The sequence below is a fragment of the Embleya sp. AB8 genome (assembly GCF_049739465.1).
Classification (GTDB): domain Bacteria; phylum Actinomycetota; class Actinomycetes; order Streptomycetales; family Streptomycetaceae; genus Embleya.
The window spans coordinates 98,165-115,866 of record NZ_JBMHHY010000007.1 but is presented as its reverse complement, the minus strand read 5'-3'; the positions used below and the strand labels follow the sequence as shown (position 1 = coordinate 115,866).

At 72.5% G+C, this 17,702-nt stretch carries 14 protein-coding genes; 5 read left to right on the top strand and 9 right to left on the bottom strand.

All coding sequences use genetic code 11. The features are described from left to right. Nucleotides 1–65 precede the first annotated feature (65 nt). The gene (locus tag ABIA38_RS12025) at nt 66–1,175 is read right to left on the bottom strand and encodes an FAD-dependent oxidoreductase (RefSeq protein ID WP_424638532.1); all 1,110 of its coding nucleotides are present in this window, start codon (nt 1,173–1,175) and stop codon (nt 66–68) included. Between the two features lie 67 nt (nt 1,176–1,242). On the opposite strand from ABIA38_RS12025, the gene ABIA38_RS12020 reads away from it, so the two are divergent. Continuing rightward, nucleotides 1,243–1,923 carry a TetR/AcrR family transcriptional regulator gene (locus ABIA38_RS12020; RefSeq protein WP_424638531.1) on the top strand — a complete coding sequence of 227 codons (681 nt, stop codon included), beginning with the start codon at nt 1,243–1,245 and terminating at the stop codon, nt 1,921–1,923. A gap of 21 nt (nt 1,924–1,944) precedes the next feature. On the opposite strand, the gene ABIA38_RS12015 is transcribed toward ABIA38_RS12020, so the two are convergent. From ABIA38_RS12015 to ABIA38_RS12000, 4 genes are all read right to left on the bottom strand, one after another. Next, nucleotides 1,945–2,364 (bottom strand): nuclear transport factor 2 family protein, encoded by a 420-nt coding sequence (locus ABIA38_RS12015; protein ID WP_424638530.1) that lies wholly within the window; start codon nt 2,362–2,364, stop codon nt 1,945–1,947. Nucleotides 2,365–2,369: 5 nt separating this feature from the next. Next, a complete protein-coding gene (locus tag ABIA38_RS12010; protein WP_424638529.1) occupies nt 2,370–3,176 on the bottom strand; it encodes an MBL fold metallo-hydrolase in 807 nt (268 codons plus the stop codon). A 52-nt stretch (nt 3,177–3,228) separates the two neighbouring features. After that, nucleotides 3,229–3,855, bottom strand: coding sequence for a DsbA family protein (locus tag ABIA38_RS12005; RefSeq protein ID WP_424638528.1), 627 nt, complete (start codon nt 3,853–3,855; stop codon nt 3,229–3,231). 128 nt (nt 3,856–3,983) lie between these two features. Beyond that, the gene (locus tag ABIA38_RS12000; protein ID WP_424638527.1) at nt 3,984–4,487 is read right to left on the bottom strand and encodes a MarR family winged helix-turn-helix transcriptional regulator; all 504 of its coding nucleotides are present in this window, start codon (nt 4,485–4,487) and stop codon (nt 3,984–3,986) included. A 136-nt stretch (nt 4,488–4,623) separates the two neighbouring features. Here ABIA38_RS12000 and ABIA38_RS11995 point away from each other — a divergent pair, with 136 nt between their 5' ends. From ABIA38_RS11995 to ABIA38_RS11985, 3 genes are all read left to right on the top strand, one after another. Further along, the gene (locus ABIA38_RS11995; protein ID WP_424638526.1) at nt 4,624–5,247 is read left to right on the top strand and encodes an RNA polymerase sigma factor; all 624 of its coding nucleotides are present in this window, start codon (nt 4,624–4,626) and stop codon (nt 5,245–5,247) included. Continuing rightward, nucleotides 5,244–6,266 carry a hypothetical protein gene (locus ABIA38_RS11990; RefSeq protein ID WP_424638525.1) on the top strand — a complete coding sequence of 341 codons (1,023 nt, stop codon included), beginning with the start codon at nt 5,244–5,246 and terminating at the stop codon, nt 6,264–6,266. Before ABIA38_RS11995 ends, ABIA38_RS11990 begins: the two co-directional genes overlap by 4 nt. 226 nt (nt 6,267–6,492) lie before the next feature. After that, nucleotides 6,493–9,024 carry an ABC transporter permease gene (locus ABIA38_RS11985; RefSeq protein WP_424638524.1) on the top strand — a complete coding sequence of 844 codons (2,532 nt, stop codon included), beginning with the start codon at nt 6,493–6,495 and terminating at the stop codon, nt 9,022–9,024. A 189-nt stretch (nt 9,025–9,213) separates the two neighbouring features. On the opposite strand, the gene ABIA38_RS11980 is transcribed toward ABIA38_RS11985, so the two are convergent. From ABIA38_RS11980 to ABIA38_RS11965, 4 genes are all read right to left on the bottom strand, one after another. After that, a complete protein-coding gene (locus ABIA38_RS11980) occupies nt 9,214–9,912 on the bottom strand; it encodes a response regulator (protein ID WP_424638523.1) in 699 nt (232 codons plus the stop codon). Continuing rightward, nucleotides 9,909–11,147: a sensor histidine kinase gene (locus ABIA38_RS11975; protein WP_424638522.1), complete on the bottom strand. Its 1,239-nt coding sequence runs from the start codon at nt 11,145–11,147 to the stop codon at nt 9,909–9,911. Before ABIA38_RS11975 ends, ABIA38_RS11980 begins: the two co-directional genes overlap by 4 nt. A gap of 665 nt (nt 11,148–11,812) precedes the next feature. After that, nucleotides 11,813–14,527, bottom strand: coding sequence for a Helicase associated domain protein (locus ABIA38_RS11970; protein ID WP_424638521.1), 2,715 nt, complete (start codon nt 14,525–14,527; stop codon nt 11,813–11,815). A 290-nt stretch (nt 14,528–14,817) separates the two neighbouring features. Then, the gene (locus tag ABIA38_RS11965; protein WP_424638520.1) at nt 14,818–15,756 is read right to left on the bottom strand and encodes a hypothetical protein; all 939 of its coding nucleotides are present in this window, start codon (nt 15,754–15,756) and stop codon (nt 14,818–14,820) included. Nucleotides 15,757–16,263: 507 nt separating this feature from the next. On the opposite strand from ABIA38_RS11965, the gene ABIA38_RS11960 reads away from it, so the two are divergent. Then, nucleotides 16,264–17,625: a hypothetical protein gene (locus ABIA38_RS11960; protein WP_424638519.1), complete on the top strand. Its 1,362-nt coding sequence runs from the start codon at nt 16,264–16,266 to the stop codon at nt 17,623–17,625. Nucleotides 17,626–17,702: the final 77 nt, after the last annotated feature.

Here is a 17,702-nt window from a genome sequence, read left to right as displayed (position 1 = left end):
CGAGGTACCGCGCGATGGCCGGCGGCGGTTGACGCCCGCCGGCGAGAAGTTCACCCGAGTCGCCTTCAGCCGGGTTGGAAGAAGGCGAGCATTTTCTGCGCGGCGTCCGGCGACGTCAACAAATCCTGCACGTCCGCGGACATCCGGGCGGCAGCGCTGGTGCGTTCGAACATCTCACGTTCGTATTCCTCGACGGCGGCGGGAAAGTCGTCCGGGTGCGCGGCCAGCGCGAGGCCGAGCAGGGCGCCGTCGAGGAGCGCCATGTTGGCGCCCTCTCCCACCGGCGGCATCAGGTGCGCGGCATCGCCGAGCAGCGTGACGCCCGGCGTCGACGGCCAGGTCAGGCCGACCGGGAGGGTGCTGATCGACCGCGGCACGACCGCGTCGTCACAGGCCGCGATCAGCGCGGTGAACCGTGCGTCCCAGCCGGGGAGCAGGTCGATCAGTCGCGCCCGGGCGGCGGCCGGGTCATCGAACGGGATCCCGCTGGTGGCGAACCAGTTCTCGGCGGTGTGGTAGAAGCTGAGGCCGATGCGCACGCGGCCGTCGCCGTTGCGCTGCGCCGCCAGGGACAGTCCGTTGCCGAGCACCCAGTAGCTGCCGCGCCCGACCATCGCCGCGAGGTCGGGGTGCGTGCGATCGATGTCGGGAATGCCGAGCTCGACGACGTTCTGGCCGATATGCGCCGGGCGGGCGTCGGTGAGCAGCGGGCGGACCCGGGACTGCGCGCCGTCCGCGCCGACCAGCAGGTCATACGTCGCAGTGCTGCCGTCGGTGAAGTGCAGCAGGCCGTGGTCGGCGGATTCGAACGCGCGCCCCCAGCGCACCGTGTCTTCGGGGAGGGAATCCAGCAGCAGGTTGCGCAGATCGGCGCGGTCGACCTCGGGTCGATCGAGTGGCGCGTCGTCGGGTGTGTCCTCCTGGAGCAGCAGGGTGCCGTCCGGCTGGAGAAGGCGCATGTCCTGGCCTTCACCACGGGCAATCGTGTGGAATTGGTCGATCAGACCGGCCTCGCGCAGCGCCCGCTGGCCGGAGTGGATGTCGAGCATGCCGCCCTGGCCACGCGCTTCGCGTGAGGATTCACGCTCGTACACGACGGCGTCGATGCCGTTCACGTGCAGCACCCGGGCAAGGGCCAAGCCACCCAAGCCGGCTCCGACAATGGCAATGGTCATAGCTGTCCCCCGATTCAGCGTATCCGTCAATACACTGTATCGCTACCGACGCTGTATTGTCGTCGGCATGTTGGTATGGGAGCGGCCGGAGCCGCCGGATCGACCGATGCCGGCCCCGCTGAGCCGGGAGCGGATCGTCCGGGCGGCGATCCGACTCGCCGATGCGGACGGCCTGGACGCGGTGTCGCTACGCAAGGTCGCCGCAGCGCTGGATGTCGGACCGATGCGGTTGTACGGCTACATCGCCACCAAGGAGGAACTGCTCGACCTGATGGTCGATACGGTCCACGCGGAGATCCGGCCGACCGGCAACGGTTGGCGAGAGGTGCTGGGTTCCCTTGCCGAAACCACCCGGCAGGCTGCCCACCGGCACGAATGGCTCGCCGACCTGATCGGTGGTCGGCCCCAGCTCGGGCCGAACACATTGGCCGGCGGAGAGGCCGTGCTGGCCGCCATGGGCGGCGTCGACCTGGACACCGTCGTACCGGCGGTCGCCGCGGTCAATGCGTACGTGATCGGCGCGGTACGCCGGGAGATCACCGAGCGGCGCGCGGAGCGCACCTCCGGGATGGACACGAAGCAGTGGCAAGTCACCTTCGGGCCCTATCTGCTGCGGATCTTCGCCACCGGCCGATTTCCCGCGCTGGCCAGGGTCGTACACGACGGCCCCCACCTGGACGCCGACCAGACCTTCCGGACCGGCCTCGATTTCCTCCTCGACGGCATCGAGGCCCGCATCTCGAACTGACGCGCGGCCGACGGGGAGCGGTCAGGGGGTCATCGCGTCCCGGACCCCGGCCGTGTCGACGAACTGCTCGAAGCGCACGATGCGGCCCGCCCGGACGGTGAAGTGGTGGGCCACCCGGACGTCGAGCGGTTTGTCGGTGGCCTTGTTGCGGGCCGTGTAGCGGGCGAGGACGACGACGTTCTCCCCCTCGGTGACGTAGGTGTCGTCGTGGGCGGTCCAGTCGTGCCAGTCCGCGCCCAGCCGTTCCATCACCGCCGAGGTGACGCCGTGCGGGGTGCGGTACGTGCCGGCGAGCGGGAAGCCGGCCATCTCGGTCCACTCGACGTCGTCGGCGAGCGTGGCCCGCAGCGCTTCGAGATCGCCGGCCGCCGAGGCGAGGTATTGCCGGCGCACCACGTCGGCGGGTGCCGTGGAGGCGGTGAGATCGGTCTCGTGGGTCATCCGGATCAGCCCCAGGTCATTTCGCCCATGGCCACCTTCGCGCCCAGCTGTGCGGCGATCAGCATGCCCGAGTCGGGGTAGCGGGCGATCAGCGCGTCGGTGAGCGCGGCGCCGTCGGCCGCCTTGGCCAACTCGGCCTCGAACGCGGTCAGATAGTCGCGGGTGTAGCCGATCGGGCTCGCGTCGGTGGCGGTGTCCGGGAGTCGGTGACCGGGTACGACCAGGGCCGGCGCGAGGGCGGCCATCTCGTCCAACGCCCGGATCCAGGCGGCGCGGGCCTCGGGTGTGGCGGTGTCGGCGACCCACACGTGTTCCTGCTGGAAGGTGAGCACGCCGCCGACCACGGCCCGGTGCTCGGCCTGCCACAGGTAGTGCCGGTCGGGGAGTTCGGCGCCGGCGGCCTTCGGTTCGAAGCGGAAGCCCTCGAAGGTGAGGTCCCCGGTCAGCGGCTTCAGGTCGACCAGTCGGGTCGGCCGGTTCACGCCGACGGCCTCCCACGCGGCGAGCTTGCCCGGGTAGGCGGCCCGGATGTGGTCGATGACGAGCGGGGTGGCGAGGAGCTCGGCGTCGGGGAAGGCGTCCGCGACGACCTCGGCACCCCAGTAGTAGTCCGGGTCGGCGTGGCTGACGAACACCGTGGTGAGCCGCTTGCCGGAGTCGAGGATCTCGGCGACCAGTCGATGGCCGTCGGCGCGGGTGAAGCCGGTGTCGATCAGGAACGCGTCGCGCTCACCGGTGACGAGGGTGGCGGTCTTGTTCTTCGTGCCGACGGGGAAGTCCAGGTCGATGACCTTGAAGTCGAGCGTGCTCATGATGATCGATTCCTCGAGGTGGGTCGGGGGAGGGGGATGGGGGTCGGGTGGGTCAGGAGCCGGCGCCGGCGCCGAAACGCTTGAGCAGCGTGTCGATCGGGTCGGGCTCGGCGTGGCCGACGGCCAGTACCGCGAGGCGTGCGCCGTCCTGGACGAGCAGCGTCGGGTAGGCCGTCACGCCCAGCTCGGCCGCGCGCCGGAAGTCGGCCTCGGCCGCGTGCCGGGCGGCGGGTGCGTCGAACGCGGCGCGGACCGCCGCCGGGTCGAGGCCGGCCGCCGCGGCGATCCGGGCGAACGTATCGGCGGCCGACAGGCTCAGGCCGTCCCGGTAGAACGCGGTCTGCACGTCCATGGCGAGCTGCACCGCCCGCTCCGGCGCCGCCTGGCGCAGTACCGCCACGCCCCGGGCGGCGTCCAGCGAGTCCATCACGAACGACCCGTCGGCGATCAGTCGCTCGTACGCGGCCCCGAAGGTGACCCCGGTCCGCTCGCCGATTTGGGCGTTGGCGCCCTGGATGTAGCCGAACTCGCGCACCGGCACGGCCCGCGGGCCGGTGAACAGGCCACCGGACACCACCTCGACGGGCAGCTCGGGATGGCGAGCGGTGATCTCGGCCAGGGTGGGCGCGAAGCCGTAGGACCAGCCGCAGTAGGCGTCGAAGACGTAGATCAGTTTCACGGGAGGAGCCTTTGTCGAAGGGGCCGCCTGCGGGATCACCCGAGGCGGAGATGTGTCTGTCTCAACAGTATCTGCTCAGTCAGGCATTCCCGTCTCGGCGAAAATCTTCTGCCGCCCCCGCCGGCTCCCTACCGCAGCCGCGGCAGCGCGTCCCGCGCCGAGTGGGACAGGATGCGCAGGCACTCCATGAACTGCTCGCGCGCCTCCTCGGGCAGCGGCGCCAGGAAGTAGCGCCGGATGTTCTCCACGTGCAGCCGACTGGCCCGCACCACGACGTCTCGACCATGCGCGGTGAGCCGGACCAGCTTGCCCCGGCGATCCGCCGGGTCGTCGCCGCGCAGCACCAGGCCCGCCGCCTCCATGCGATCCACCAGTCGGGTCATCCCGCCGGTGGTCAGTACCCGCTCCTGGGCGATCGCCCGCATCGACATGCCCGGACCACCCGCCCGGCCCACGATCAGCAACACCTCGTACATCAGATGGCTGATCCCGAACTCCGCCTCGATCGCCCCGCCGAGCAGATACTCCAGGCGCCCCGCCGCCCCCTGCAATCGCCCGAACGCGAGCACCAGCTCGTCGTTCGCGGCGTCCTGCGCCGACGCGATCCTCGTACCCTCGTCGTCGTCCGTCATCTGCGCCCTTCCTCGTGCGATCCGATCCCCGCAAGATCATCTCCCCTCCCGGCCGGTCGGCTTGCGACCCGAGACGGTCGAGGCGGAACGTACCCGACGGGAACCCGGGCCCCGGCTGTGCACATGTAAAGGCGTGATGATTCCCACCGAGACCGACCGCGAGTTGTGGGACAGGGCCTGTCGGGGCGAACGAGCCGCCTTCGGTGACCTGTTCGATCGACACGCGCGCGCGGTCCACAATTACCTCTTCCGGCGCACCGCGTCGTGGGCGGACGCCGAGGATCTCACCTCGGCCGTGTTCCTGCACGCGTGGCGGATCCGTACCGAGGTCGTGCTCCATCAGGACAGCGCGCTGCCGTGGTTGCTCGGCGTGGCGCGCAACCTGGCCGCGAACAGCGGGCGGGCCGTGCAGCGCTACCAGGCGTTGCGGGCACGATTGCCCGCGCCCGTACCCAGTCCCGATCACGCGGAGGAGGTCGCCGCGCGACTGGACGACGAACGTACGATGGCGCTCCTGCTGCGCGCCGTCGCCGAACTCCCGGAGCGCGACCGCGAAGTGCTCGAACTGTGCGGGTGGAGCGGCCTCGACCACCAGGCCGCCGCAGCCGTATTGGGCGTGGCGGTCGGCACCGTCAAGTCCCGTCTGCATCGGGCCCGGGCTCGGTTGCGCAGGTTGGTGCCGGTGGGCCCGCCCGGCGAAGAGCGCAGCCACGAGGTGCCGGCCGGGCGTCGTTCCCCGATTGCCAAGGAGGCGTCGTGACCACCCCGAACCGCCCGCCCGCCGACCGCGACCTGCGTGAACACGCCACCCGCCGGGCCGAGTTGCTTGCCCTGCTGGACGAGGCCGATGGTCTGGACATCGGCGACGAGCGGCCCGTGCTGCCTCGACGCGGGGTCTTCGCGCGCTACCGGCTCCCGCTGCTCGCCGCCGCTTCGGTGGCCGCGCTGGTGACCGGGATCGCGGTGGCGCTGCCCGACGGCGACGCACGATCGGGGCATACGCCGCCGGCGGGGCCGACGAACCCGCCGCCGCCGGCGACCGGTTCGCCGGCCCCGATGGTGAAGCCGCTCGTCTTGCCCGCGACCATGGTGCCGGTGCCGGCGGGGCGGGACATGCCCGAGGCGCTCGCGCGGGAGTTCGTGTATCGCTGCGTGCTGACCGTGCCCAACTCGGAGGGCCGGGCGCAGACCGCGTTGGCCGCGACGTTTCGGCCGTACTTCGCCGTGCGGACACCCAGGGCGGGCCGACCCGACAGTTACTTCGCGATCGCCGTCGACGATCGGGCTCGCTACGTGAAGTGCGGCGGCGACGCGGGGCCCGACTCGATCCCCTCGCCCGAGTCCGGACCGACGGAGGACACCGCCTGGACCTCCGGTCCGGTCGAGTACCTGGGAGGGGGGTCCGAGTCGTCGCAGGGTCGCTGGACCCTGGAGCACTGGGGCCGTTACACGGGTGCCGTCACGCGGATCACGATGGACTTCGGTCGTGGCGAACGGGACGTGGTGATGGCCGGCGGGTTCTGGTACGGCACGTCGTCGAACAGCAGGGCGGGCGAGTCCGAACCGTCCGACGACGCCCGGATCCGCGGCTACGACACGTCGGGCGCGCTGGTTTGGGACTCCGCCAAGGACAGCCGCCGCAAGGGTCGGAGCGGCTGCCTGCGCACCCCCGACGGCGGCATCATCGGCTATGTCGCGCCGAACCCGAACGGCCCACCGGATACCGCGAGTTGCACACCGGCCGTGCCCTGGACGGCGGGTGAGCCGAGCCGACCCTGAGAGTGGGCGGGCGCTCCTCCTCCCGACGGCGGACGGGAGGCGGGGCGGCTCCGCCGGGAGACCCGGGTGCGGGTGCCTCGACCCCTTCGGGCGACCCGCTCCGGGGCTCGGGGATCTCGGGAGCGAGGCCGATTCGCAGGGCGTGTTCCGCGCCGAGGATGAGTGCACGGCGCCGATCCGGCGTCGGGATTCCCCTCTCCTCCTCGGATTCCCGGAGCGCCCACCCATGTTCCGAACCACCGTGCGCAACCTGTTCGCGCACAAGGCGCGGCTGCTGATGACGATGCTCGCGATCGTGCTCGGCGTCGCGTTCGTCTCCGGCACGCTGATCTTCACCGACACGATCCAAAACGGCCTGGACGGCGCGGTGTCCCAGAGCCACGCGCAGGTGTCGGTATCGCTGCGGACCACGAAGGCGGCGACCGAGAACAACCAGGTACCGCAACTCGATGACGAACTCGCGGCCCGATTGCGGATGTTGCCCGGCGTGCGAGATGTCGCGGGCGCGGTCAGCGGGTACGCCGGCGTGGTCGACCGACACGGCGACCTGATCCGGCCGCATCATCCCGGCGTCGGCGCGAACCAGTTCGCCGGGGACGGCGCCGGTTGCGCCACCGGTACGGACTCGCACTGCGCGTACGTCTCCGGTGGCCCGCCCGGCGTCGGCCAGGTCGCGCTCGACCGGGCGACCGCCGACGACGGGGGCTATCGGGTGGGCGATTCGGTCCGCCTGGTGGTGGGCGGCGAGGTGGTCACCGAGCGGCTGTCCGGCGTGTTCACCTCGCACGACGAGCACAAACTCGTGGGCGGCTCGAGCTTTGCGCTGTTCGACACGGCGAGCGCGCAACACTGGTTCACCCGCCCCGGACGCTTCGACCACCTCGTGGTGCGCGCCGCGCCGGGCGTCGGGGATGAGCAACTGCGCGCCGCCATCGCCGCGTTGGCGCCGCCCGGCACCGAGGCGGTGACTCGCGCGAAACTGGTCGACGAGGACCGGGCGGCGAACGCCAAGCTGGTCGACGGCTTCCGGACCGGCCTGCTGGCGTTCGCCGGAATCGCGCTGTTCGTCGGCGCGTTCGTGATCGCCAACACCTTCACCATGCTGGTCGCCCAGCGCACCCGCGAACTCGCCCTGCTGCGCGCGATCGGCGCCTCCCGACGTCAGGTCACCCGTTCCGTGCTGATCGAATCCGCCCTGGTGGGCCTGTTGTCCGCGCTGGTCGGCTTCGCGGTCGGGCCGGCGATCGCCGCGCTGTTGCGCTCGTTGTTCCTGGCCGACGCGCCGCACAGCGCGCTCGTGGTCGGGCCCAAGGCGGTACTCGCCTCGCTCGGGGTGGGCGTCGTGGTCACCGTGCTCGCCGCCTGGCTACCCGCCCGTCGGGCCGCGAAGGTGCCACCGGTGGCCGCGCTGGGCCTGGCCGCACTGCCGACGCCGGCGGGCCGTACGGTCCGTCGGGCCGCGTTGGGCGCCGCCGTGGTCGTCGTGGGCATCGCCCTGAGCGCATTCGGCGCGGCCCGGGGCAGCGGCGGGCGGGCGGCCGTCGGATTCGGTGCGTTGTTGCTGCTGACCGGTCTGATCGTGGTCACCCCCGCGCTGGCCAAGCCGGTACTCGGCCCGACCGTACGCCCGTTGCGCCGGCTGTTCGGGATCACCGGCCGGCTTGCCGTCGGCAACGCGGTACGCGACCCCAGGCGCACCGCCGCCACCGCGTCCGCGCTGATGATCGGCCTCACCCTGGTCACCACGCTCAGCGTGTTCGGCGCGTCGGTCCAGCGGGCGCTGACCGAACACACCCTCGGCGGCCTGCGCGCCGATCATGCGGTGAGCATGGTCGAACACTCGCAAAAGCTCGGCCCGAAGGTCGCGGAGACGGTGGCCAAGGTGCCCGGTGTGGCGGCGTCCAGCCCGATCCGCGCTACCCGCTTGGCGGTTGGCGACGGCTCGGCGATGGAGGCGAGTGCGGTCGACCCGGCGACGGTCGACCGGTTGATCGACCTCGGCTACATCGCCGGATCCGCGGCCGGGCTGGGCGACGGCATCCTGCTCTCGGAGGACCGGGCCGGTGGGCTGCGGGCAGGTGACCGGGTGGTGGTACGTATGCCCGACGGTGCGCGGGTGACCCTGCCGGTGGGCGGGATCTTCACCAACACCCGCCAGGTGAGCGGCTATCTGATCGCGCTGGCAACCCTTGCGCCGCACGTCGGGGTGGCCCGGGACGACACCGTGCTGATCGCGGCGGCGCCCGGCCAGGAAGCGGCGATCGGTGCGCGGATCAAGGCCGCGCTGGGCGACGATCCGTCGATCGCGGTGCAGACCCGGCGCGACATCGAGCAGATGTACGGCGCGACCATCGACCTGGCGCTCAATCTGGTGTACGGGCTGCTCGCGATGGCGGTGGTGATCGCGGTGCTGGGCATCGTCAACACGCTGGCGATGTCGGTGTTCGAGCGCACCCGGGAGATCGGCATGTTGCGCTCGATCGGGCTGCGCCGGGGGCAGGTGGGCCGGATGGTGGCGCTCGAATCGTTGCTGATCTCGTTGCTTGGCGCGGCGCTCGGCATCGTGCTCGGGACCGGCATCGCGTGGGCGGCCGGGCGCACGATCAGTCCGGATCTGCACGAGTACACGACGATCGTGCCGTGGGCACGACTCGGCTTGTTCCTGGTGATCGCGGGCTGCGCGGGCATCGTGGCCGGCTTCTGGCCGGCGCGGCGGGCGGCGCGAATGAACATCCTGGCGGCGATCCACGCGGAGTGAGGTGCGGTTGGCGGGGTGGGGGTGGGGGGTGAGGGGTGCTGCGGGGGAGGTCGGGGATGGGTGGCCCAGGCGGCTGGTTCGGCTTGGGCTGCGTGGGTCTACCCGCTTCGGCCCGGCCGGGTTCGCCCACCCCATCCGGCTGGCGTATCGGTGCGTCGGCGGTCGAGGTCGGAGTGGCGCCGCGTGTTGTCAAGCTCGGTCGTCCGGCCGGGCCGGGAAGCCGCGCGGGCGGACCAGGCCCGCGTCGTAGGCGGCGATCACTGCCTGGAGGCGGTCGCGCAGGCCGAGTTTGGCGAGGATGCCCTGGACGTGCGACTTGACGGTGGTCTCGCGCAACACCAGGGCCGCGGCGATTTCGGCGTTGGACCGACCCTGCGCGAGACTGAGCAGCACGTCGAGTTCGCGCGCGGTCAGCAGACTGCGCAACGCGCGACCCTCGTCGTCCGGCGGCGCGGCGGCCGGCCCGACCCGCTCCAGCAACCTGCGGGTCACCGCCGGCGCGAGCATCGCGTCCCCCGCCGCGACCACCCGGATGCCGTCGAGCAACCGGTCCGCGGGCGAATCCTTGAGCAGATAGCCCGAGGCCCCGGCCCGCAACGCGCCGACCACGTACTCGTCGAGGTCGAACGTGGTCAGCACCAACACCCGAGGAGCACGCTCGTCGGCACCCGTGCCGACGATCGCCCGGGTCGCGGCGACCCCGTCCAGGCGCGGCATCCGCACGTCCATCAGGACCACATCCGGCCGCAGCCGCCGGGCCGCCTCCACCGCCTCGATGCCGTCGGCCGCCTCGCCCACCACCTCGAGGTCGGGTTCGAGGCCGACGATCGCCCGAAAGCCGGTACGGACCAGGGTCTGGTCGTCGGCGATGAGTACTCGAACCGTCACGATTCCCGCCTCTCCGGGGCGGTTCCGGTCACCGGGAAGGTCGCCACGACCCGGAATCCGCCGTCCGCTCCGGGACCGGCACGCAGCGTCCCGCCGTACACGGCGACCCGTTCCCGCATCCCGATCATCCCACGCGCGCCCGGCCGTTCCGGGCCCCGCGCACCGGCGGACCCGGAATTGCCGCCGTCATCGCGGACATGCACCCGCAACCGCCCGCCCTCGCGGGTGAGTTCGACGCATGCGTGGACCGCGCCCGAGTGCTTGAGCACGTTGGTCAGCGACTCCTGCACGATCCGGTAGACGGCCAGCCCCAACCCATCGGGCAGGTCCCGCAGTTCGTCCCCCGACCAGACCAGGCGCACCGTGACGCCCGCGTCCCGGATCCGGGCGATCAACTCGGGCAACGCGGCCGGGCCCGGTTGCGGGCGCAGCGGGTCCGGCTGCTGCCGCGTGAACTCCGCTGAGGCTCCCGGCCTTTCGAGCGGTTCCTCCGGGCGCAACACGTCCACGAGCCGACGCATCTCGTCGAGCGCCTGGTGGCTGGTGACGTTGATCGCGGTCAGGAAGTCCCCGACGCCGTCCCGCCCGGCGGCCAGGGTACGACTCGCCGCCTCCGACTGGACCGCGATCACGCTGATCGCATGGCCCACCACGTCGTGCAACTCGCGGGCGATCCGCAGGCGTTCCTCGGCCACCGCCCGCCGGGCCCGTTCGCCCTCCTCGCGTTCCAGGCGCGCGGCCCGCTCGACCAGTTCGGCGACATACGCACGTCGGGTGTGGAACGCGTACGCGGACACCCACACCACCGTGATCGCCAATCCGGCGGACAGGCACGGGAGTGGTTGCGCGGGCCGCCCGTACAGTCCGCCACACGCCATCGCGGCCACCGCCGAGCCGGCGGCCACCGCGAGCCCGGCCACCGCGCTGCGCCGATCCGATCGACCGCCGATCGACCAGGTCACCACCAGCACGGCGGTACCACCGGCGGACGGCACCACGCCGGCCGCCGCCACGGCGACCATGAGCAGCGAACTCGCCACCGTCGCGGCGAGCGGCACGAACCGGCGCCAGAGCAGCGGCGCGGCCTGGAGGAGCAGCCCCACACACCCCGCCCAGATCGGCAGGTCGGCGTCGTGCGGCGCGGGATGCCCGGCGACCCACGCCGCGAGTCCGGGGGTCGCCGCCGCGATCGTGATCAGAACATCGCGCCGGGTGGGCCGTGGACAGGCAGTCATGAGGCGGCAGGCTAGGCCGTCCGGCACCGCCACCGCGCCCGGCACAGGAACGAGATCGTCAACCGATCCGCCGAAGCCTCCTCCTCCCGGAGGATGCCAACCGAAGCAACACCACCTCCGAGGGGTCCGGCTCCCACCCGGCTCCGACCCGACTCGCCCGTGACTCCCACCCGACTCGCCCGTGACTCGCCGCGGCGAGCCGAGCGGGCAGCCGGCGCGTCGGCCGGCCCGGTCGGCCGAGTGGTTCGCCTCCGTTCGCGGGAGGTTGCTCGGGCGACGCCGACTTCGGCGGAGCCGGTACGCGGCGACTCGGGGCGAGCGTGTTCCGGGGGCGGCCGGGGCATGGATTCGCTTGGTCGGCGGAGTGGTCGGCTGCCGTTTGGCGGAGCCCGTCCGGGGCGAGGCCGACTCCGAACGGGTCGGGTTCCAGGCGGCTCGGGCAGAGCGCGCTCCGGGGCGCGGCCGGCGCGTGGGTCGGTCCGATCGGCCACGTGGTTCGCCTCAACGCGGGGGAGCCCGCCCCGGGGGCAGGCGACTCCGAGCGGGTCCGGTGCGGCTCTGGGCGAGTGCGTCCCGGGGTGGCCGGTGCCTCGATCCGGTTGCTCGGCGAGCCGGGTCGGCCGAGGTGGCCGAGCCGAGCACACGCCGACCCCCGGCGGGTCGGCTCACCCCCAGCGCATCCCGAGGGCGGTCAGTGCGGCGATTCGTTCGGCGGGCCAAGTGGCCTGTCGTTGTCGCGCGTTCGTGAGGGCCACGCCGAGTTTGATCCGGTGTTCCGTGTCGCCGAGGTGGACCGGCTCGACGTGTTTGCGGGGCACGGTCAGGTGTCCCTCACGGGCGTGAAACGCCGTTGCCGCGGCGAGCGTCAGGGCCCATCGGTCCACCACCCGCCCGGTCGCCGGCCGGTGCGCCGGCTCCTCGGCGGCCACCGGCACGCCCACCGCCACCAGCGCCGCCCGCTGCGCCGGCGTCAGGTCCGCCCCGCCGCGTTGTTGCCGGGCCAGCCAGGCCCCGACGTCCTCCCCGCCGACGGTGTGGCCGGGGACCAACTCGGCGAGGGTGCCGCCGCCTTCGAGGTGCAGGCGGACCACCGCGAGCATCCGCTGCCATTCCAGTGACCAGCGCCGTGCCGGATCCGCGCGCCCGGCGGGATTCCAGTCCGGGTCGATCTCGGCGAGTTGTGCCCACCGTCGGGCCCAGCGCTCCGGGTTCTTGCGAGTGGCCGGTGGGCGACGGCAGTTGGCGAGAAATTGGCCGACCGGATAGTTGTTGACGGCGGCGTTCTTCGGCGCGGCCAGGTGCCCGTGTACCGCGTGATAGGCACGGCTCATCGCGAGCCCGTCCCGGAACGCGGAGTCGTCGGTGTTCCACACCATCCCCAACGCCTCGAGCAGCTTGATCCGGCGTAGCGTGATCGCGCCGATCGCCCAGGCCCGCCGCTGCTCGCCGATCCATTGGCCGACGGGGTGACTCGTACCGCTCTCCGGGTCGTAGTCGATCGCCTCCAGCGGCACCCGCAGGTCGCCGTGTGCCGCGTGCCAGCGACGCGCGGCGAGGTAACCGCGCCGCCAGTCCCGGCGTTCGGGGTCGATCACTCGAAGGTTGACGAACTCGGCGAGCAGCGCCGGGTCGCGTTCGGTCATGAATCGGACCAGGAAACGCTCCTCGGCATCCCCGTCCCCATCCCCGGCGTCCCCGGTCGGCCCGGTTTCGGCCTCCCGGTCCTCGGCCGCCACCCGGATCGGCGCGCCCGAGCCGCCGCTGGGCGCGGGCATCGCGAGCAGGTCCAGGACCCGGCTGTCGTGCGCGGCCAGCGCGTGCAGGACGCGGACCAGGAAGTGGTACGAGTCGGAGACGAGCATGTCGTCCGGTTGTTCCCCGGCGGCCAGGAACACCGGCACGATGATGGTCGCGGTCCGTCCCTCGTGCGGTTCCTGGCGCAACACCCGGCCGATCGCCTGGACGATCTCGATCACGCTGAGCTTGGGGTCCATGAACGCCACGGCGTCGGCGCGCAGATCGACCCCTTCGGCAAGCACCCGGACATTCGAGAGCACTGCTCGCTCCGACCGCACACCTGCCGGGTCCTGCCCGGGCAGGTCGAAGAGCCCGGCCGGCGTGCGGTCGGTGTGCGCGGCGAAGTCGCCCAGCACCCGGCGTCGATGCTCGGCGCCGTGTTCCCCGCACAGCCAATCGGCCCACACCGCCGCCGGATACCGGTCCGGGTTCTGCTCGTGCAGCCGCGCCGCGGCGGCGGGCAGGGTCTCCGCGCAGGCTTCGGCCTCGACGGTGCGCGCGTGGTAGGCGATCACCGTACGCAAACCCTGATCCGCCGCGACATGCAACACTGCGGCCTGTAGCGCGGCCAGCCGCGCGGCGCGATATTCCTCGATCTCGTCCAGGGCCCGCCGACCCGGCCCCCGGTTGAGGTCGCCACCGATCACGGCGGCCAGGTTCTGCACTCGCGGATCGGCCACGTCCACCACCACGATCCGGGGCCGCGCGAGCAGTCCCAGCCGACAACCGGCGGCCAGTTCCAGGCGATGCACCGTGCTGCCGAAGATGCGCTCGTCGTCCATCGACGCCACGGCGCGCGCGGGCAGCGCGGAATGCACCGGCCGGCCACCGAGCACCCGCACCGGCCGGGCAGCGCCTTGCTCGTCCTTTGCCCACTCGTCCGGAGTCGGCGCGTGATCCGAACCCGGCTCCTCCCACACCTCGTCCTCGGCCAGCACGGACGGTTGTTCGGCCTCGCCCGCGCCACTGCCCTCGCCGTATGCACTGTTCCCCGGCGGCTCCCACACGCGCGGCGTCGCGGTGAGGTACAGCCGCCCCAGCGCCGGGAGTTGCTCGTCGTCGTGGACCGCGGCCCAGCGCTTGCCCAGCCATCCGCTGGTGCGATGCCCCTCGTCCACGCAGACCAGCCGCCACGGCGCCAGACGCAGCCCGTACGCACCCCGGTGGGCGGCCAGGACGGTGTCCAACGACTGGTAGGTGGCGTACACGGTGAGGGGCCCGTCCCGGTCGGCCCACAGCGCCAGTCGCGGCGCGCTGGTGGTGGCCCGGACGCCCGCCTCGGCCAGCGCCCGGTCCCCGGCCAGCGAGCACACCGCCAACTGCGCACCCCCCACGCGCCCGGCCCGCTGCCAGGCCCGGACGGTCTGCACGAGCAGATCCAGGGTCGGCACGAGCACCAACACCCGATCCTGCCCGGCCAACGTCGCGGCGACCCCGGCGGCCACCCACGTCTTCCCGGTGCCACACGCCATCACGGCGGTGGCCCGGCGACCGCCGTAGGGCGTCTGCCCGACGGCCCGCGGATCGGGGTTCTCCAACTCGCGGACGATGGCGGCGAGGGCGTCGCGCTGATGGGGCCGCAACGCCGGTGCGCTGTTGCGGGCGGGGCGACGCCGGAGAGGCGGCGAGGGGTTTCGCATCGATCTTCTCTCCGGTCGCGGGGGCTTGCGGGGGCGGCGGCTTCGGGTGCGGGGCGGGGTCTACCGAGAATGGTAGGCGCGAGCCGCGATGGCGAGCGTTGCCGCCGCCGCGGCGGACCCCGGTTGGGCTGCCCGCCCCGTACCTGTCGCGCGGCCGAACGCCGCGATTCCCGCCCGGCCGTCTCGGCGACCGGGCGGGAACCGGCGGATCGACGCGCCGTCGGGTGTCCCGGTCAGCGCTTCCGCTTGAACTCGTACACCGTCGCGTGTGCGGCGCAGTTGCGCGGCGGGATCATCTCGACGCGGAGCACGCCGGTGTTCCGGTCGTAGTCGTTGCCCTCGGTCTCGAAGTCGGCCGATGCGCCGGGGCAGGCGCTGAGTTGGGGCAGGCTGCCGAGGGAGGTCACGTGGCCGGTCACCGTCTTTCCGTTCAGCTCCTTCTTGAGGTCGACCTGGAGGAGCGGCTTGGTGGCCGGGAACAACTTTCCGTCGGAGTCGTCCGACGCGCACAGCAGGCGCTTGGCGTCGAGGAACGTACAGCCCTGGATGTCCTTGATCGGGTGGTCCAGTTCGATGGTCGCGGCCAGCGCGAGGTCACCGCCGGTGCGCGGGGTGGCGGGGTTGAGCAGCGGGGTGGGGAAGACCAGCAGGCGGTTCATCGTGTCCCACTCGCCGGAGACCATCCACCGGCCGTTGGGGGTCACCGCGGCGAAGGAGTTGTTCATCGCCTCGCCCGGGGCCAGGGGGTGTACGTACTCGTAGGCGGCACCGGTGGGCGTGGTCACCCGGAACATCTTCGCCGTCGCGTCGCCGCCGCCCTGGTAGGCGTCGAACAGGTAGCCGCGCGAGGAGTCCGGGTCGCCGATGTGCGACCAACCGCGCTCGCGAACGGGGGCGGGGATCGAGGTGTTGCCCGCGTAGTAGGTGTACGGCTTGGCGCCACGAGGGTGGACCGAGGCCAGGCCCTGGGCCTGCGACTGGGCGTCGATCTCGTACTTCCCGATCGGCTGCCACCCGGAGATCGTGGCCGGGAACGCCGGGTCCGGACGGCGCTCGCTCTCCGCCGCGTGTGCCGTGCCGGCCAGGCCGAGCGTCGCACACAGCGCGACGCCGGTCGCGCCGACCGTCACGCCGCGCAATATCGTTCGCAGACCCTTGACCATCAGCTTCATGACCACCGAACTCCTCTGTCGTGCCGAGGCCGTACCGAGTTTGTCCGGCCGCCAAGACCATGGCGCAACACGATGGCCGACAGACGCCGTCCGCCTGAACGATCATGGATCACTGCCCGACGTTCCGGGGCGGGTCATCCCGGGGATTTGGGATTTTGGGTGCGTCGGTCCGGGCTCCCGGGCTGTTCCTGACGTGCCGTCAGGGCCGCGGCGCGGGCCGCGCCCCACCGGCGGGCACCCGTGATCCCACGTCGGCCGCCGAGCCCGGCCGGCACCGGGACCCGGCGGCCGGCCCGCGTTGCGCCGGCCCGACTCCGGTGCCCGGTCGGGTGGTTGGGTGGTTGCTTCGGCGGGGCCGGGGCCGGCCGCGGGTCGAACCGCACTGCGCCGGCCCGGTGACGGAAATTCCTGGCCGGGTGGGCAGCGGGCCGCTATGCTCACGGCGATGACTACTCTTTCTGCTGGCACGTACAGAATGGGGGTCCCATCCGCGCAAGGTGAGTGCTGATGCTCACTGTGCTTGCGAATGGGGATTCCCGCTTTTCCTTTTGGCCGCGCGTGCGCGAGTTCGCCGTGCCGCCATCCATGATCGAGCTTGCCACCGCCCGCCGTTGTGTCGGGGACTGGGCCGGGGCGTGCGCCGCCGCGCGGGTCGATGTCGACTTCGAGCTGCGGGTCGTGGCGCGCAACCATGGCCACGACATCGCCGCCCGGATTCGGGATGATCTGCGGCATTTGGCTCCCGATCTGCTGCGTTGGCACATGCCGAGGATCGCGCCCGACGGGCTGTTGCGTCCGGGGCTGACCATCGCTTTGGTGCGGTACGACGACGCCCTGTGTCTCGTGGCTCGGACGCCGCCCGCGTGGGCGGATGCCGGGCAGCGGATCAGTCTCGCGCTCTGGGACGATTCCCGCGGCGAGGCCGGCCCGCGGCGTCGGTGGTATCCGCGTCTTCGTCCGCATCGGCGATTTCGCCTCGACCTGCACCGACATCTGTGGGACGTACGCCGGGTCGGTGAGTTGTCGGTCCGGTCCGGGGCCGACCACGAGCCCCGGCCGGGGGAGCACCTCGCGGTCGATCGGTGGGCGGCCGAGGCGGGGATCCTGCTCCGGGCCGAGGGCCGGTCCGCCGGCCGCGTCGGCGTGCGGCTCGATGGGCGGCATCGGCTCGGGTTGGCCGTGGTCGCGGACAACGACGGCCCCGGGCCGCCCACTTGGCGGATCGCGGCCACCTCCGCCGACCGCTCCATCGCCGGCCTGCCGATCCTGCCCGACGCGGCCACCTGGGTCCTCCCCGACCTGGAACTGCTGCGCACCGGCGCGATCCGGGCCGACCGGCTGCACCCATTGGTCGCCCGGGAGTTGGTGCCCGACCACACACCGGCCGGTACGTACCGCGCCGACCGACCCCACCTCGTGGACTGCCGGGGCGCCCGGCACCGGATCGGCGTGGTCGACGGCGTACTCGTGCCGCTGGACCACGACCCGGTCGAGATCCGCCGCGAGGAACTGCTGGCCGAGCTGACCGGCACCCCGCTGCCCTGTCTCCAGGCGATCGACACGGCGCACCGCCGACCCGACTGGCTGACCGGCGTCCGCGAACGCCTCGACCACGGCGACACGGCCGGCGCACTGGCCGTCGTCGAGCGCCTGCTCGGCCCCGACGCGCTGCTGCGCGACGGCCCGCTGCGCGACGAACTGGAAGCCGCCGCACGACGTCGGATCACCTACGGCCTCTTCCGCGCGGGCCTGGTCGGCACCGGACCCGGGTCCAGACCCGTCCCGGACCTCGACCGGATCCGCCCGAATCGACGCCGCCCCACGCCCCGCGACGGCCGCGCCCGTCCGCACCACGCGTCCTACCGCTGACCCGGGACCCGCCGACCCGGGGACTTCATGACCCGGGCGGCCGGCGATCCGCGCCCTCCCACGAGCCCAAAGGTGAC

Bases quoted from the DNA above. Each gene is read 5' to 3' on its own strand.
- ABIA38_RS12025 (WP_424638532.1), bottom strand. From the start codon at position 1,175: ATGACCATTGCCATTGTCGGAGCCGGCTTGGGTGGCTTGGCCCTTGCC.
- ABIA38_RS12020 (WP_424638531.1), top strand. From the start codon at position 1,243: ATGTTGGTATGGGAGCGGCCGGAGCCGCCGGATCGACCGATGCCGGCC.
- ABIA38_RS12015 (WP_424638530.1), bottom strand. From the start codon at position 2,364: ATGACCCACGAGACCGATCTCACCGCCTCCACGGCACCCGCCGACGTG.
- ABIA38_RS12010 (WP_424638529.1), bottom strand. From the start codon at position 3,176: ATGAGCACGCTCGACTTCAAGGTCATCGACCTGGACTTCCCCGTCGGC.
- ABIA38_RS12000 (WP_424638527.1), bottom strand. From the start codon at position 4,487: ATGACGGACGACGACGAGGGTACGAGGATCGCGTCGGCGCAGGACGCC.
- ABIA38_RS11995 (WP_424638526.1), top strand. From the start codon at position 4,624: ATGATTCCCACCGAGACCGACCGCGAGTTGTGGGACAGGGCCTGTCGG.
- ABIA38_RS11985 (WP_424638524.1), top strand. From the start codon at position 6,493: ATGTTCCGAACCACCGTGCGCAACCTGTTCGCGCACAAGGCGCGGCTG.
- ABIA38_RS11975 (WP_424638522.1), bottom strand. From the start codon at position 11,147: ATGACTGCCTGTCCACGGCCCACCCGGCGCGATGTTCTGATCACGATC.
- ABIA38_RS11965 (WP_424638520.1), bottom strand. From the start codon at position 15,756: ATGAAGCTGATGGTCAAGGGTCTGCGAACGATATTGCGCGGCGTGACG.
- ABIA38_RS11960 (WP_424638519.1), top strand. From the start codon at position 16,264: ATGCTCACTGTGCTTGCGAATGGGGATTCCCGCTTTTCCTTTTGGCCG.